Annotated in this window: 12 protein-coding genes; 6 read left to right on the forward strand and 6 right to left on the reverse strand. The window is 61.2% G+C overall.

The genetic code is table 11. From position 1 onward, the window contains the following. Nucleotides 1-35: 35 nt before the first annotated feature. The 4 genes from nhaA to AACY44_RS21535 all read left to right on the forward strand — a co-directional run bounded on the left by nhaA (nucleotide 36) and on the right by AACY44_RS21535 (nucleotide 4566). Nucleotides 36-1229, forward strand: coding sequence for a Na+/H+ antiporter NhaA (gene nhaA, locus AACY44_RS21520; RefSeq protein WP_339419396.1), 1194 nt, complete (start codon nucleotides 36-38; stop codon nucleotides 1227-1229). Between the two features lie 381 nt (nucleotides 1230-1610). Then, complete coding sequence (locus AACY44_RS21525; protein WP_339419505.1) at nucleotides 1611-1916, forward strand: YdcA family protein; 306 nt, start codon at nucleotides 1611-1613, stop codon at nucleotides 1914-1916. Nucleotides 1917-2083: 167 nt separating this feature from the next. Then, nucleotides 2084-3493 (forward strand): GABA permease, encoded by a 1410-nt coding sequence (gene gabP / locus AACY44_RS21530; protein WP_339419395.1) that lies wholly within the window; start codon nucleotides 2084-2086, stop codon nucleotides 3491-3493. Continuing rightward, nucleotides 3490-4566 carry a GlxA family transcriptional regulator gene (locus AACY44_RS21535; RefSeq protein WP_339428061.1) on the forward strand — a complete coding sequence of 359 codons (1077 nt, stop codon included), beginning with the start codon at nucleotides 3490-3492 and terminating at the stop codon, nucleotides 4564-4566. Before gabP ends, AACY44_RS21535 begins: the two co-directional genes overlap by 4 nt. A 2-nt stretch (nucleotides 4567-4568) precedes the next feature. On the opposite strand, the gene AACY44_RS21540 is transcribed toward AACY44_RS21535, so the two are convergent. The 4 genes from AACY44_RS21540 to AACY44_RS21555 all read right to left on the reverse strand — a co-directional run bounded on the left by AACY44_RS21540 (nucleotide 4569) and on the right by AACY44_RS21555 (nucleotide 9667). Next, entirely contained in the window at nucleotides 4569-5912 is a 1344-nt protein-coding gene (locus AACY44_RS21540; RefSeq protein WP_339419391.1) for a c-type cytochrome, read from the reverse strand. A gap of 16 nt (nucleotides 5913-5928) precedes the next feature. Next, the gene (locus tag AACY44_RS21545) at nucleotides 5929-8154 is read right to left on the reverse strand and encodes a xanthine dehydrogenase family protein molybdopterin-binding subunit (RefSeq protein ID WP_339530994.1); all 2226 of its coding nucleotides are present in this window, start codon (nucleotides 8152-8154) and stop codon (nucleotides 5929-5931) included. Beyond that, nucleotides 8154-8609, reverse strand: coding sequence for a (2Fe-2S)-binding protein (locus tag AACY44_RS21550; protein WP_339419389.1), 456 nt, complete (start codon nucleotides 8607-8609; stop codon nucleotides 8154-8156). The genes AACY44_RS21545 and AACY44_RS21550 overlap by 1 nt, the downstream gene beginning before the upstream one ends. A 149-nt stretch (nucleotides 8610-8758) precedes the next feature. Beyond that, the gene (locus AACY44_RS21555) at nucleotides 8759-9667 is read right to left on the reverse strand and encodes a LysR family transcriptional regulator (RefSeq protein ID WP_065876275.1); all 909 of its coding nucleotides are present in this window, start codon (nucleotides 9665-9667) and stop codon (nucleotides 8759-8761) included. Between the two features lie 106 nt (nucleotides 9668-9773). Between AACY44_RS21555 and AACY44_RS21560 the strand changes: the two genes are divergently transcribed. Together AACY44_RS21560 and AACY44_RS21565 are read left to right on the forward strand one after the other, a co-directional pair. Further along, entirely contained in the window at nucleotides 9774-11135 is a 1362-nt protein-coding gene (locus tag AACY44_RS21560; protein ID WP_339419386.1) for an MFS transporter, read from the forward strand. Further along, nucleotides 11132-12406 carry a glucarate dehydratase family protein gene (locus tag AACY44_RS21565; protein WP_339419384.1) on the forward strand — a complete coding sequence of 425 codons (1275 nt, stop codon included), beginning with the start codon at nucleotides 11132-11134 and terminating at the stop codon, nucleotides 12404-12406. Before AACY44_RS21560 ends, AACY44_RS21565 begins: the two co-directional genes overlap by 4 nt. A 54-nt stretch (nucleotides 12407-12460) precedes the next feature. On the opposite strand, the gene AACY44_RS21570 is transcribed toward AACY44_RS21565, so the two are convergent. Both AACY44_RS21570 and AACY44_RS21575 read right to left on the reverse strand, forming a co-directional pair. Then, nucleotides 12461-14143, reverse strand: a complete 1683-nt coding sequence (locus AACY44_RS21570; RefSeq protein WP_339428059.1) for an AMP-binding protein — start codon at nucleotides 14141-14143, stop codon at nucleotides 12461-12463. 172 nt (nucleotides 14144-14315) lie between these two features. Next, on the reverse strand, nucleotides 14316-15251 hold the full coding sequence (locus AACY44_RS21575) for a LysR family transcriptional regulator (RefSeq protein WP_339419381.1): 936 nt from the start codon (nucleotides 15249-15251) through the stop codon (nucleotides 14316-14318). Nucleotides 15252-15339: the final 88 nt, after the last annotated feature.

Genomic DNA, 15339 nt, shown 5'->3' on the forward strand with positions numbered 1-15339 from the left:
CGCAGGTCGGGCCGCCGCGCGGAGTGGCTGTGCCTATGAGCTTGAAATCTTCACGTCCGGATAAAACCCACGGCCATCGTGAATCACGCGACACGCGTGCTTTTTTCTCCCGATTCCTGGCCGCGGAATCCGCGGGTGGCCTGATACTCATGGCCGCTGCTTCGATAGCACTCCTCGTCGCCAACTCCCCGTTGGCAGACATTTACTTCTCGTCACTGCACGTAAAAGTCGTTGGCCTCTCGATTGAGCACTGGATCAATGATGGCCTGATGGCTGTCTTTTTCATGTTGGTCGGGTTGGAGATCAAGCGTGAAATGCTGGTTGGCCAATTATCGAGCTGGAGCCAGCGCGCACTTCCAGGGTTCGCCGCGGTAGGCGGTATGCTGGTGCCTGCTTTGATCTACATTGCGGTCAACTGGGGCAATGCCGAAACCTTGGGGGGGTGGGCTATTCCTGCAGCGACCGATATCGCGTTTGCCTTGGGCGTACTGTCGCTGCTCGGTAAACGTGTGCCCATTTCGTTGAAAATCTTTCTATCCGCGCTGGCGATTCTTGATGACCTTGGCGCCGTACTGATCATCGCCCTGTTTTACACCAGCGGCTTGTCGGTCAGCATGTTGCTGGCCTCACTGAGCGTTATTGTGTTCCTGGTGATGCTCAACCGATTCGGTGTGACCCGGCTCTGGCCTTACCTGATAGCGGGCGGTCTGCTGTGGTTCTTTATGCTTCAGTCGGGTATCCACGCGACCCTGGCAGGTGTCATTCTCGCACTGTGCATTCCGATGCGGGCGGCGAGCAGCGAGCGCAAATCGCCGCTCATCCACTTGGAAGAAAAGCTGCACCCGTGGGTCGCTTTCGCCGTTGTGCCCATCTTCGGTTTTGCCAATGCGGGTGTCTCTCTTGCCGGTATCTCGCCCAATAACCTGATCGACCCGGTACCTCTGGGAGTAACGCTTGGGCTATTGTTAGGCAAGCAAATTGGCGTGTTTGGTTTGGCTGCGCTGGCGATTCGCGCAGGGCTGGCCAAGCTGCCTGAGCAATGTGATTGGTCTCAGCTGTACGGTGTAGCGCTGCTGTGCGGCATTGGTTTCACAATGAGCCTGTTCATCGGGGCGCTGGCCTTCCCGGATAACCCGCATTTGGTCGATGAGGTGAAGGTTGGCGTGCTTATGGGCTCTATTCTTTCCGCTGTCCTCGGTGTGGCTGTTCTTTTGAAGGCTAAACGTTAATCCTGAGCTTATCTGTCCGTTGATAACTGCATGGGGGGGATGAGCATCCAGTCGCGCCGACGGGTTCAGGCATCACGAAGGCTGCTGTTCGATCAATTTTTTGGCCTTGAGATGCTCCGAAAGCACGTCCAGAATTAAATGATTTCCTGCTCCGGCAAGAAAAGCCACTCTGGTGAGTGGCTTTTTTTGCCTGCGATTTATGAAATAGACGCTTAAGTGTCTTTTTTGTAAACGCCGTCAGTCGCAAGCAGTATCTGAGCCATTTCACCTGTTAGGCGTCTTATAGAACAACGGACTATTTTTAAAGCCAGGCAAAGGTTGATAGCATCAAGCCACCCTTTTTGAGTGTCCGCAATGTCTCGTTCTTACAACCGTAGAGTGATGCTGGGCCTCGTTTTGATGCTATCAAGCACGATCACCCTGGCTGCCAATACGCCTTGTTCAGGTCGCAAGGGTGGGATTGCGGGCTGTGATGGTGACGCGTTCCTGTGCAACGACGGCTCCATCAGTGCTTCGAAAAAAAGTTGTCCGGCCTACATCGGCAATCGCCAGGCACGGCCCGCGTTGCAACCGCTGCAAGATCTTAAAGATAGCTGCGGCTGCGGCAGTGGTGCTTACTGCACCGGACCAAGGGGTGGGGTTTACTGCCTCACGCCTTCCGGGCAAAAAAGTTATCGGCGTCGTTGACATCATCGCCTGCGCTTACCGATGTCGATATCAGACCAATCCCTGCCGCTTTCAGGCTGTTTTCAGTGAAGTCAGGCCGCGTAAGGTGACCCATCATTAAGAAATGATGATCGCCTGACCCTTCAGTCAGTACGCCCTGGCGTCGATCACCGAGAACAACAAAAACAATGAATAGCCTGAATTCCAACGATTCGAACGGCCAGTTGGCGCAGGGCTTCAAGCCGCGTCATGTCACCATGCTTTCCATTGCGGGCATTATCGGCGCGGGGTTGTTCGTCGGTTCCGGACACGCGATCGCCGCGGCTGGGCCGGCGGTGCTGCTGGCCTATCTGTTCTCCGGCACGCTGGTGGTGCTGGTTATGCGCATGTTGGGGGAGATGGCGGTGGCCAACCCCGATACGGGGTCATTCTCGACCTATGCCGACCAGGCCATCGGCCGCTGGGCCGGGTTCACCATCGGTTGGTTGTACTGGTGGTTCTGGGTGCTGGTGATCCCCATCGAAGCCCTGGCCGCCGGGCATATTCTCAACCAGTGGTTCCCACAGATCGACGCTTGGCTGTTTGCCTTGCTGTCGATCTTTTTGTTGGTGGTCACCAATCTGTTCAGCGTGTCCAAGTACGGTGAGTTCGAGTTCTGGTTCGCCATGGCCAAGGTAATTGCGATCATCGGCTTCATCGGTCTGGGCTTCGCGGTTTTGATGGGCTGGATTCCCGAGCGGGAGGCCAGTGGGTTGAGCCGGTTGATGGAGGAACATGGCGGTTTCGCGCCCAACGGGCTGTCGGCAGTGGTCGGGGCTTTCATCACGATCATGTTCAGTTTCATCGGTACCGAAGCGGTTACCATCGCGGCGGCCGAATCCAGTAACCCGGCGCAGAACATCGCCCGGGCCACGCGCTCGGTGATGTGGCGCATCGGCGTGTTCTATCTGTTGTCGATTTTCGTGGTGATTTCCGTGGTGCCATGGAATGACCCGCTGTTGGCGTCTGTAGGGTCGTATCAACGGGCACTGGAGCTGATGAACATTCCCCACGCCAAACTGCTGGTTGATGGGGTGGTGTTGATCGCCGTGGCCAGTTGTATGAATTCCTCCATCTACATCGCCTCGCGCATGCTGTTTTCCCTGGGCAAGCGGGGCGACGCACCCCAGCTGATGAGGAAGACCTCGGCGGCGAGCGTGCCAAGGGCGGCGGTGATCGCCAGCACGATCCTGGGCGCGGGAGTGACCCTGTTCAGCTACTTCGCGCCGGCCGGGTTGTTCCAGTTCCTGCTGGCCAGCTCGGGCGCCATCGCCTTGCTGGTGTACCTGGTGATCGCCATTTCCCAGTTGCGCATGCGCAAGATCCTACGACAGCGCAACGTCACGCTGACCTTCCAGATGTGGCTGTTTCCGTGGCTGACCTGGTTGGTCATTGCGTTCATCTGTACCGCATTGACGGTGATGCTGGTGACCCCCGAGCACCGTTCTGAAGTGTCCTCGACAATCGGCCTGGCCTTGATAATTTCCCTGATCGGCTTGCTCACCGCGCGGCAGCCTGAACGCGCGCAAAAAACAGTGGCCGCAGCTTCGCAGCCATGAGTGCCCGTCCTGTCAGCAGCATCGTTTTCGTGCTGCTGGACCAGTTCACCTTGATGTCACTGGCGGCTGCAGTCGAGCCGTTGCGCATGGCCAATCAGCTGTCTGGCCAGGAGCTTTACAAGTGGCATACCGCGAGCCCGGACGGCAACCCTGTGTGGGCCAGTGACGGCGTGCCCATCACGCCTGACGGTTCGATACTCGGCGTGCTGCCCGCCGACATTGTGATTGTTTGTGGCGGCATCGGCATCCAGGGCACCGTGACTGGCGAACTGGTCAAGTGGTTGCGCGGCCAGACGCGTTACGCCAAGCGATTGGGCGGTATTTGTACCGGTAGCTTTGTGTTGGCGCGGGCCGGCTTGTTGGATGGCTATGAATGCAGCGTGCATTGGGAGTGGTTGGCCGCCATGCAGGAGGCCTTCCCACGGGTGACTGTCAGTTCCAGCCTGTTCAGCCTCGACCGGGACCGTCTCACCAGCTCGGGCGGTACCGCGCCCTTGGACATGATGCTGCACTTGATCGGTCGGGATCACGGGCATGAGCTGTCGGCGGCCATTTCCGACATGTTTGTGTACGAGCGGATCCGCAACGAGCAGGACCATCAGCGCGTGCCCCTCAAGCATATGCTGGGCACCCAGCAACCCAAGTTGCAGGAAATCGTGGCATTGATGGAGGCGAACCTGGAGGAACCGATCAACTTGGACGAGCTGGCCGCGTATGTCGCGTTGTCGCGTCGCCAGCTTGAGCGCATGTTCCAGAAGTACCTGCACTGTTCGCCTTCGCGCTATTACCTCAGGCTGCGGCTGATCCGTGCGCGGCAGTTGCTCAAGCAGACACCCATTTCAATCGTGGAATTGGCCGTGCTTTGTGGCTTTGTGTCCACACCGCACTTTTCCAAGTGCTACCGCGAATACTTCGGCGTACCGCCCAGCGATGAGCGTTCAGTCACGGACAGCGAGCGATCCGTCGTGCTCAAGCCGGTGCTGCACACGTTGCCTGCGCCCGCGCCCATGAACGTGTTGGAGCAGGCGCGGGGCGAGGCAACGTTTGCCAGCGTGAAGAACCTGAAGTCCTGAATTCAGCGCATATGCAGGATGATCGGGCTGCTGCTCGCCGGGTCGGTATGCCCGCGCAACTTGCCCACCGCCTTCGCCTCAACCGCACCGCCGTTATTACCCCAGGTGCCGCGCACGTAGCTCAGCACCTCAGCGATTTCCTGGTCGGACAATTGCTCGCGAAACGCCGGCATGCGGTAGGCGTCGGGAACGCCGGCGGCGACCACACGTTGCGAGCCGTTGAGGGTGATGTTGATCGCGGAGGCGCTTTCCTTGGCCAGTGCCGACGTGGCGCCGGCCAGTGGCGGCATCCACTCGGGCTGGCCCTTGCCGTCCAGGCCATGGCACGAGGCGCAACGGGTCGCGTAAGTGCGGGCGCCGGGGACGTCCTGGTTCGTGCTCACCGCCTGATACTGCCAGGGCGTGCCGTCGCGCTGCGGGTCGCCAGGCAGCGACTTGAGATAGCGCGCGATGGCGGCCAAGTCGTCGTCCTGCATGAACTGCGTGGAATTGTTGAAGGCTTCGGTCATTGAGCCATAGACCACTGCATGCGCGTTACGCCCGGTCTTGAGGAACTGCACGATCTGCGGCTCAGTCCAGCGTCCCAGCCCGGTGTTGGGGTCCTGGCGCAGGCTCGGTGCGTACCAGCCGTCGAGCAGGGCGCCGGCGAGGAACGGCTTGCCGGATTCATCCAGGGCTTTTTCGTTAAAGGCCAGGCCGCGTGGTGTGTGGCAGCTGCCGCAGTGGCCGGGGCCTTGGACGATATAGGCACCACGGTTCCACAGTGCGTCCTGGTCTGGCTTGGCTGCATAAGTAGCGGTTGGGGCGAACACGCCGTTCCACAGCGCGATCGGCCAGCGCATATTCAGCGGCCAGGGAATATCGCTGGGGATATTCGGTTGGTTGGCCGGCTGTATACCCTGCATGAAGAACGCGTACAGCGCTTTTATATCGTCATCGCTGAGTTTTACGTAGGACGGGTAGGGCATGGCCGGGTACAGCCGTCGCCCACCCGGCGCCACGCCATGGCGCACTGCGCGGTCGAAGTCAGCCAGGCTGTAAGTGCCGATCCCGGTGTTTTTGTCCGGCGTGATGTTGGTGGCGTGAATCGCCCCCAACGGCGTGGCCATTTCCAGCCCCCCGGCGAACGGTGCCTTGCCTGCCAAACTGTGGCAGGCCACGCAATCGCTGAGGCGGGCGACATACTCGCCACGGCTGACCAAGGCGGGTTCGAAGCTGGCACCCGCCTGTTCCTGTTCGAACGCAGTAGCAGGTTCACGGGTGACATACCAGGCCAGCAGGCCTGCGGCAGCCAGGCAGGGCAGCGCCAGCCAGCCTGCGGTTCTTGCGAATCGACGGTTGTTCATGGGCGTTTCCTGAGGGTCAGCTGAAAGTGTGTCGGCTCAAGGGCAGGCTGCGCACGCGCTGGCCCGTCAACTGCGCCACCGCATTGGCCACGGCCGGTGCCACGGCGGGCAACGGCGGTTCGCCGATACCGCCCATTTTTTCGCCACTCTCGACCACCCGTACATGCACCCGCGCCATCTGTGCGGGCGCCAGGATCGGGTACAGGTCGTAGTTGCGCGCCCGTGGTTTTCCATCCACGTACACCGCTTCTTCCAGCAAGGTCTGGGACAAGCCCAACGCCACGGCACCATTGACCTGCGCCTCGACAATCGCCGGGTTGACGATGCTGCCCGGGTCGATGGCCTGCCAGATATCGTGCACCTTGACCTTTCCATTCTCGATGGACACTTCGGCGATCGCTGCCGTGTGGGAGCCGAACGGTGAGGCCATGGCCACGCCGCGAGCGCGTCGGGTGCCGTCCTCGGCGGTGAAGGGGCCACGCTTCCAGCCACCGGACAATTCACCCGCCGCTCGCAGCAACGTGGTCAGCCGTGGGTTGTCGCGCAGCAGATGCAGGCGCAGCTCATAGGGATCATGTCCGCCTTTGTCCGCCAGTTCGTCGAGAAACGACTCATAGAAGAAGTCGTTGAGCGAGTTGCCCACCGAACGCCAGTAGCCGAGCATGGGCGCGCCTTTGACGTAGATCTGCGCGATGCGTTTGTTGGGAATGGTGTAGGGCTTGCCCGACAACCCTTCGAGGGCCGTGGGGTCGATTTTATCGCCCTGCTTGCCGGCCAGCGCTTCGGTCGGGCCTTCGGTCGCGCTGACCGCTTCGATGGCCACCGGGAAGCCTTTGTCATCCAGCGCAGCGCGGAACTTGACCACGGCCAGCGGGCGCAGCACGTCGCGCAGGAATTCTTCTTCACGGCTCCAGATCAGCTTGATCGGACGCCCCACGGCCTTGGCCAGCGCAATGGCCTGGGGGAAGGGATTGGCGGAGTCATACAGAAAGTGTCGCCCAAAAAAGCCGCCCAGCAGTGGCGAGTGCAGGGTGATTTTGTCGAGGTCGAGGCCGGTGCGCTTGGCGATGTCGGCGCGGAACATGTCAGGCGCCTGGTTAGGCAGCCAGATCTCCAGGGTGCCATCGGGGTTGAAGCGTGCGAGTGCCGACGGCGGCTCCAGTTGGGCGTGGTTGAGGTATTGGTTGTGATACGTCGCTTCGATTTTGGTCTTGGCGCCTGACAAGGCGGCGGCCACGTCACCTTCGTTTTCGTCGTCACGGGCCGGGCCTTGCTGGGCAGCGAGGAAGTCGCGGTGCTTGTCGCTGGAGAAGTCTGCCGGCATGACGCGCAGTGTCGAGTCCGCAGCCGCTTCTTGCCAGTCGACCTGGACCGCTTCAACCGCACGCTTGGCGTGCCACCAACGTTCAGCCACTACCGCCACGGCGCCGGGCAGCACGTGCACCGAATGCACGCCTTTCATGGCTTCCACTTGCGGCTGGTTACGCACACTGCCCACGGTCATGCCCAGGCGTGGCGCATGCTGGACCGCCGCGTGAAGCATGTTGTCGACTTTCAGGTCGATGCTGTATTGCGCCTTGCCGGTGGATTTGTCATAGGCATCCAGGCGTTTGACCGGCTTGCCGATCCAGCGGAACTGGCTTGGGTCGCGCAGCGTGACGCTGGCCGGGTCGGGCACTGGCATGTCCAGAGCGCGACTGGCCAATTCGCCGTAGCCCAACGAACGGCCGGAAGCCGTATGTACCACCCGGCCAGGCTGGGTGGTCAGTTCGGCAACCGGTACACCCAACTGCGCGGCACCGGCTTGCAGCAGCATCGCGCGGGCGAGGGCGCCCAGGCGGCGCATGGTCGGGTAGCTCATGCGCACCGACATGCTGCCGCCGGTGATGCGCAGGCCGTCGTCCATCACCACATACGCTTCGCCGGGTGGCGCGGCTTCGACGATGAACGTGGCGGGGTCGGCATCCAGCTCTTCGCCGACAATCTGCGCCATGGCGGTGTGGGTGCCTTGTCCGCCTTCCATGAACGGACTGAGCAGGCGCACCGTGCCGTCCGGGCGAATTTCAAGAAACGCTGGCACCTGAGTGCCCCGTTCTGCGGCGTTGGCCGTGGCCGCCTGCACCCTCGACGAGCCAAGCGGCAGGCCGAAACCGATCACCAGCGCGCCCACCGCCGTGCTCGCCAAGAAGCGGCGGCGCGACAGGTTTACCGGTGCCTCGAGCAGTTCATTGAGGATGTTCATCAGACGCTCTCCTGCTTGGCCAGTGCGTCGACCGCCGCATGGATGGCGTTATAGGTGCCGCAACGGCACAGGTTGATCATTGCCGCATCAATCTGCGCTTTGCTAGGGGCGGGGCTGTGTTTGAGCAGCGCAGTCGCGGCCATTACCTGCCCGGACTGGCAATACCCGCATTGCGCCACCTGATACTCGACCCAAGTCGCGACCACGCGCTTGCCCACCTCATCGTCTTCAATCGCTTCGATGGTGGTGATTTCACGCCCGACCACTCCGGCCACTGGCGTGACACACGAGCGCACCACATTACCGTCCACCAGCACCGAACAGGCCCCGCACTGGGCCAGGCCGCAGCCGTATTTGGTGCCGGTCAGGCCCAGGTCGTCGCGGATCACCCACAGCAGTGGCGTGTCAGCGTCGGCTTCGACCTGATAGGTTTTCTGGTTGATTCGTAATTCCATGGCTCACCTGCTGATCATCGGTGTATGCGGCCATTTTTAGTATGAGCTTGCGGCGGCCGCTTATTGTCGAACTCTAGACCACGGTGCAAGGGCTATCTATCCGAAATCCGAGAAGTCGGAGGATCAGGCAAGTATTCAAGAGGATTGAGCTAGCGTGCCTGATCCCATTCTTGACGGACCGCACTGCGAATTCCGTCCAGCAACATTGCAAACGCTGGGTTGTCGTTGTTCTCGCGCCAGATCAAATGCAGCTCACTCTGCGCCCCTTCGCCCAAGTCGATATCGCGGAACACCACGTTCTTGAACACCACACTGCTGGCGCAACGTGGCACCAATGCCAGGCCCATGCCGGCATTGACCAGCGCGAGGATGGTCAGGGATGACCCCAGCCACTGCACAAACTCCGGCGCCACGCGCGCTGAGCGCAGCAGGCCGGTGAGCAGTTCGTTGAACGGCGGGTAGGCCGAGTGGGCGTACATCAGGAAGGGCTGGGCGTCCAAGTCGTGCACGCTGACCGTCTCGGCATTGGCCAGCCGATGGCTGCTGGGAACTGCCAGCACGAAGGGCTCGCGCACCAGGCACTCGGTGGCGTAGCCCGGCTCCAGCAGCGGCGCGCGGACGATCCCCAGGTCGATCCGGCGGGCGCGCAGCGCTTCATATTGCTGGTAGGTGTTCATCTCTGACAGGTCGATCTTCACCTGGGGCTGCCGGAGCCGCGCCTCGGCGATCACGCGTGGCAAAAACTCGTACACCGCGCTGCCGACGAAGCTGATATTGACCGTGCCGATATCGCCCTCAGCGAAGCGACGCGCCGTCACCGCCGCTTGCTGGGCACGCTCCAGCAAGTTCTGCGCCTCGATAAAAAATGCGCGGCCGGCGGCGGTGAGGGCAACGCTGCGGGTGGTGCGGGCAAACAGTTCGACCCCCAAGTGATGTTCCAGCAATTGGATCTGTCGACTGAGCGGCGGCTGGGTCATGTTCAGCCGTTCGGCCGCCCGCCTAAAATTCAGCTCGGTGGCCACAGTGGTGAAGCAACGCAGTTGAGTGAGTTCGAACATTGATCTAATCCAGGTATCAATCGGATGCCAAGTTAGATTAGACGGGATCAATGCCCGACGTCCATGATCAACGCGTCCCTAAAAAAACAATGATTGGGAGTTGCCCTTGGACACTGTTCAGAATCCGCCAGACCCGACCGTGCTCGCCCGTGCGGCCACCAAGGTCAAGCGTCATGTACTGCCATTATTTGTGGTGATGTTCATCGTCAACTACATCGACCGGGTCAACATCGGCTTTGTGCGCAGCCATTTGGAGATCGACCTGGGCATTGGCGCGGCCGCCTACGGCCTCGGTGCCGGTTTGTTCTTCATTGGCTACGCGATCTTTGAAGTACCGTCCAACCTGCTCCTGCAGCGCTACGGCGCAAGGGCCTGGCTGACGCGGATCATGTTCACCTGGGGCGCGGCCGCGATGGCCATGGCCTTCGTCAAAGGTGAAACCAGTTTTTATATCCTGCGCTTTGCCCTCGGCGCCGCCGAGGCGGGGTTTTTCCCCGGTGTCATCTACTACTTCACCCAGTGGCTGCCAGCCTCCGAGCGTGGCAAGGCGATGGCGATTTTCCTCAGCGGCTCTGCGATTGCCTCGGTGATCTCAGGCCCGGTGTCGGGGGCCTTGCTGCACATCAATGGGTTTAGCCTGCATGGCTGGCAGTGGATGTTTCTGATCGAAGGGTTTGCCTCGATCGTGCTCTGTGGCTTTGTATGGTTCTGGTTGCAGTCCCGTCCCGATCAGGCGACGTGGCTCAGCGCAGAGGAAAAACACGCGTTGGTGAGTGCCATCGAGGCGGAACAGCTAGCGCGTGAAGCCGTCCGGACTGTCCGGCCCTCGATGTTCAAGCTCCTCGCCGACAGACAGATCGCGCTGTTTTGCTTTATTTACTTTTCCATCGCCCTGACCATCTATGGCGCCACCTTCTGGCTGCCCAGCATGATCAAGAAAATGGGCAACCTGGGCGACTTCCAGGTGGGCTTGTTCAATTCGATTCCCTGGTTGATTTCCATCGTCGCCATGTACGGTTTCGCCGCCCTCGCCAGCAAATGGAAACATCAGCAGGCGTGGGTTGCGCTGATGCTGGTGATCGCCGCCTTCGGTATGTTCATGTCTACTACCGGCGGGCCGGTGTTTGCCTTTGTCGCCATCTGTTTTGCCGCGATTGGCTTCAAGGCCGCCTCTGCCTTGTTCTGGCCAATTCCCCAGGGTTATCTGGATGCCCGGATCGCCGCGGCGGTGATTGCCTTGATCAATTCGGTCGGCAACCTGGGAGGCTTTGTCGCCCCCACCACCTTTGGTTTGCTGGAACAGACCACCGGCTCCATCGAAGGCGGGTTGTATGGCCTGGCCGCTACCTCCCTGGCGGCGGCGGTGGTGGTGTTTTTTGCGCGCACCGCACCACGGGGCACCGTGCCCCCCACACCGACTACACATCAGCGCGCCTCGCGTCCAGGCCCACAGGGAGCAGCCTCTTGAAAATCGTCCGCGTTACCGTCACGCCCATCGCCTTTCGCGACCCGCCGCTGCTTAACGCCAGCGGTATCCACGAAGCCCTCGCACTGCGCTCGATCATCGAGGTCGAGAGCGACACCGGCTACATCGGCCTTGGCGAAAGCTACGGCGATGCCCCGGCGCTGGCGATCCAGCAACAGGTGCAGCCGCAACTGATCGGCCTCGATCCCTTCAACCTGAACGGGCTGCGTGCGATCGTCCAGGCCACGGTGGCCGCGCACAGGCCCGTGAGCCTCAGCGGCGCAGAACTGGCGCCGGGCTCCCACGCCAGCAAGGCCGTGAGCAATGCCTATTCGGCGTTCGAAGTGGCCTTGCTCGATCTGCAGGCCCACGCCTTGAATGTGCCACTGGTGGATTTGCTCGGTGGGGCTCTCCGCGACCGGATTCCGTTCAGTGCGTACTTGTTTTTCAAGTACGCCGAACACATCGACTCGCCCTACAAGCCTGACAGCTGGGGCGAAGCGCTCAACGAACAGCAGATCGTCGCCCAGGCCCGGCGGATGATCGAAGCCTACGGCTTCAAAAGCATCAAGCTCAAGGCCGGCGCGCTGGAACCGGAACATGAGGTGCGGTGCATCAAAGCGCTGAAAAAAGCCTTCCCCGGCGTGCCGCTGCGCATCGACCCGAATGGCAATTGGTCGCTGGAAACCTCGATTCGCATGGCTGAACTGCTGGGCGATGACCTGCAGTATTACGAAGACCCGACCCCGGGCCTGGAAGGCATGGCCGAGCTGCACAAACGCACCGGCTTGCCCCTGGCGACCAATATGGTGGTCACCGATTTTGACGAGTTCCGCCGCAGCGTTGCCCTGGACAGCGTGCAGATCGTCCTCGCTGACCATCATTACTGGGGCGGCCTGCGCGACACCCAGGTGTTGGCGAAGATGTGCCAGACCTTCGGCCTGGGCGTGTCGATGCATTCCAACTCACACCTGGGCATCAGCCTCATGGCGATGGCCCATGTGGCCGCGTCGGTGCCCAACCTTGATTACGCTTGCGACACCCATTACCCCTGGCAGGAGCCGGACGAGGAAGTCATCAAGGGCGGCAAGGTGCCGATTGTCGATGGCTGCGTGACGATCACCCGTGCCCCGGGGCTGGGCTTGGAACTTGACCATGACCAACTGGGCAAGCTGCATGAGCAGTACCTCAGTTGCGGCATTCGCCAGCGCGACGACGTAAAACAGATGCAGCGTTACCAACCGGATTGGAAGGCTGTGAAACCGCGTTTCTGAAGCTGGTCGCTTCGCTTTGCCCGGCAACACACGTGTGTGTTGCCGGGCTTTTTTTCAGCCAAAATCTTCTTCGAAGTGTTCCTGTTCGCCTCGCGTATCACTCTGACGACGCAGTACTTCCATCTGGCGCAGTTCCACCCGGCGGATTTTCCCGGAAATGGTCTTTGGCAGTTCGGTCACGAATTCGATACGCCGCACCCGCTTGTAGGGCGCCAGATGTTCGCGGGCGAAGGCGAGAATATGCCGGGCCAGTTCGGCGTTGCCGGGGGCGTCATGGGCCAGGATCAGGAAGGCCTTGGGCACGGCCAGGCGCAATGGATCGGGGCTGGGCACCACGGCCACTTCCATCACTGCCGGGTGCTCGATCAGCGAGCTTTCTAGCTCGAATGGGCTGATGCGGTAGTCGGAGGCCTTGAACACATCGTCGGCGCGACCGACAAAGGTGATGTAGCCGTCGGCGTCGACCTGCGCGGTGTCGCCGGTGCGGTAATAACCGTCACGCATGACTTCTGCAGTTTTTTCCGGGCTGTCTTCGTAGCACAGCATCAGGCCGAGCGGGCGCACGTCCAGGGGCAGGGCGACTTCGCCTTCATTGGCGGGGTTGCCATCCGGGTCGAGCAGGGCCACTTGATAGCCCGGCAGCGGTCGGCCCATGGAGCCTGGCTTGAGCAACTGCCCGGGCGTGTTGCCCACCAGTGCAGTGGTTTCCGATTGGCCGAAGCCATCACGCAGCGGCAACCCCCAGGCCTGCTGGATCTGCTCGATGATTTCCGGGTTCAGTGGCTCACCGGCGCCGACCAGTTCGCGCAGGTTCAGGCGCGATTTGTAGCTGGCCAGATCTTCCTGAATCAACATACGCCACACGGTGGGCGGCGCGCACAGGCTGGTCACGCCGTAGCGTTCCAATGCACTGAGCAACGCCGGCGCGCTGAACCGCGCGACGTTATGGATAAAGATGCAGGCGCCGGCGTTCCACGGCGCAAACAGGCAGCTCCAAGCATGCTTGGCCCACCCCGGTGAGGAAATATTCAGGTGCAGGTCGCCCGGTTGCAGGCCGATCCAGTACATGGTCGACAGGTGCCCAACGGGGTAGCTCTGGTGGCTGTGCAACACCATCTTCGGTTTTGATGTGGTGCCCGAGGTGAAATAGAGCAGCATCGGGTCGGTGGCCAGGGTGCGGCCTTCGGCTTCAAACTGCTCGGGATATTCACAGGCGGCGCTGTGTGGGAACCAGCCGGCAGGCGCCGAACCCACGCAGATGCGGCTGCAGCCTTCAGCCAGCCCGGCGAATTTGCTCACATGCGCCTCGCCGACCACCAAGTGACGAACCTGCCCGCGCTCAATACGGTCACGCAGGTCGTCGGCATTCAGCAGGGCGGTGGCGGGGATGACCACTGCACCGAGCTTGAAGGCGGCGAGCATGGTTTCCCAAAGCGCCACATCATTGCCGAGCATCAGCAGTACGCGATCACCGCGCCCAACCCCGAGGGCGCGCAGGTGGTTGGCCACTTGGTTGGAACGTGCGGCCAGTTGCTCGAAGCTGTAGCGCTGCTCGCGGCCGTCTTCCTCGACGATCCACAGCGCATTGGCCGCATTGCCCTTCGCCATGGCGTCGAAATAGTCCAGGGCCCAGTTGAATTCGCCCAGTTGCGGCCAACGGAAATCCCGTACGGCGGTGGCGTAGTCGGTGCGGTGAGCGAGCAGAAAATCCCGAGCGGCCAGGAAGGGCTGGATCATGGTGGCTGTCCTTAATTATTGTTGTGGGACTGGCCCTCGGCTGAACCGAGAGGCTGGACCGAGTATAGGCACGCATAAATCAGAGAAGAACGCCCAAAAATACCGGTGCGTTGTGCAAAAAAGTCATGCTCGTCCTTCCAACATGACGGTGCCTACGCGCAAGCGATGGCCGTTAATCAAACCTGAACCCACCTGACAGTTTTTCCTTGAGGAAGCCCACCAATGCCGTCACCGACTTGGGCACATGCGGTGAATACGGTCGGATCAGGTAGATCTCATCGGCAAACGCGCCCTTGAGCGTCCAGCCCTTGAGCACCTGTACCAGCTTGCCGCTGGCCAATGCGGCATGGGCGCTGAAGTCCGGGAGCAGGGCGATGCCCAGATGGTTGAGGGCCGCATCGCGCAGGGCTTCGCTGTTGTTGGTGGCAAAGCTGCCGGCGATGGGCACGGTAAGGCGCTCGACGTTTGTGCTGCCGCGCTCAAAGGTCCACGCCGGCTGGTCGGTGCCGCGCGGGTAGAACAGGCAGTTGTGGGCTGACAGGTCGCCAGGCTCACGGGGTTCGCCGTGGCGTTGCAGGTAATCGCGGGTGGCGACCAACACCGAGCCGGTGTCGCACAGCTTCCACGCCACGTGGGTTTCCGGCACCTGGAAGCCGTGGCGCACGGCGAGGTCGTAGCCCTCGGCTGCCAGCGAGCTCAACGCATCCGACACATCCAACTGGATACGTACTTGCGCAAACTGCTGCAGGAATTCCGCCAGGTGTGGCACCAACTGCTGCCTGGCGAAGGCCACCGGCGCGGTCAAGCGCACCAAACCACGAATCTCGCCGGCAGAGTCGCGCACCGACGAGAAGCTGCGCGCGATCTGCTCATAGGCACTGCGGACCTCCCGGGTCAGCGACAGCCCGGCATCGGTGAGCCTTACGCTGCGCGTCGTTCGCGTGACCAGCCGCGTACCGGTGGCTTTTTCCAGGTCCGAAATGCGCTGGCTGACGGCGGACTTACTCACCCCCAGGCGAGCGGCTGCGGCGGTGTAGGTGCCTTGTTCTTCCAGCACCGACAGCCAGTGAATGTGGGTCCACAGCCCTTCGATCTCAGACTTTTCCATGCGGGTATTGTTCGCGTTTATGGACAATAAGTTCTGGATTCTGCTCTGGTTTGGAACAAACCGAAAGCCTATCGTGTGTCCCAACGCT

The organism is Pseudomonas sp. RA_15y_Pfl1_P11 (assembly GCF_963970975.1).
In the GTDB taxonomy this organism is placed as follows: domain Bacteria; phylum Pseudomonadota; class Gammaproteobacteria; order Pseudomonadales; family Pseudomonadaceae; genus Aquipseudomonas; species Aquipseudomonas tritici.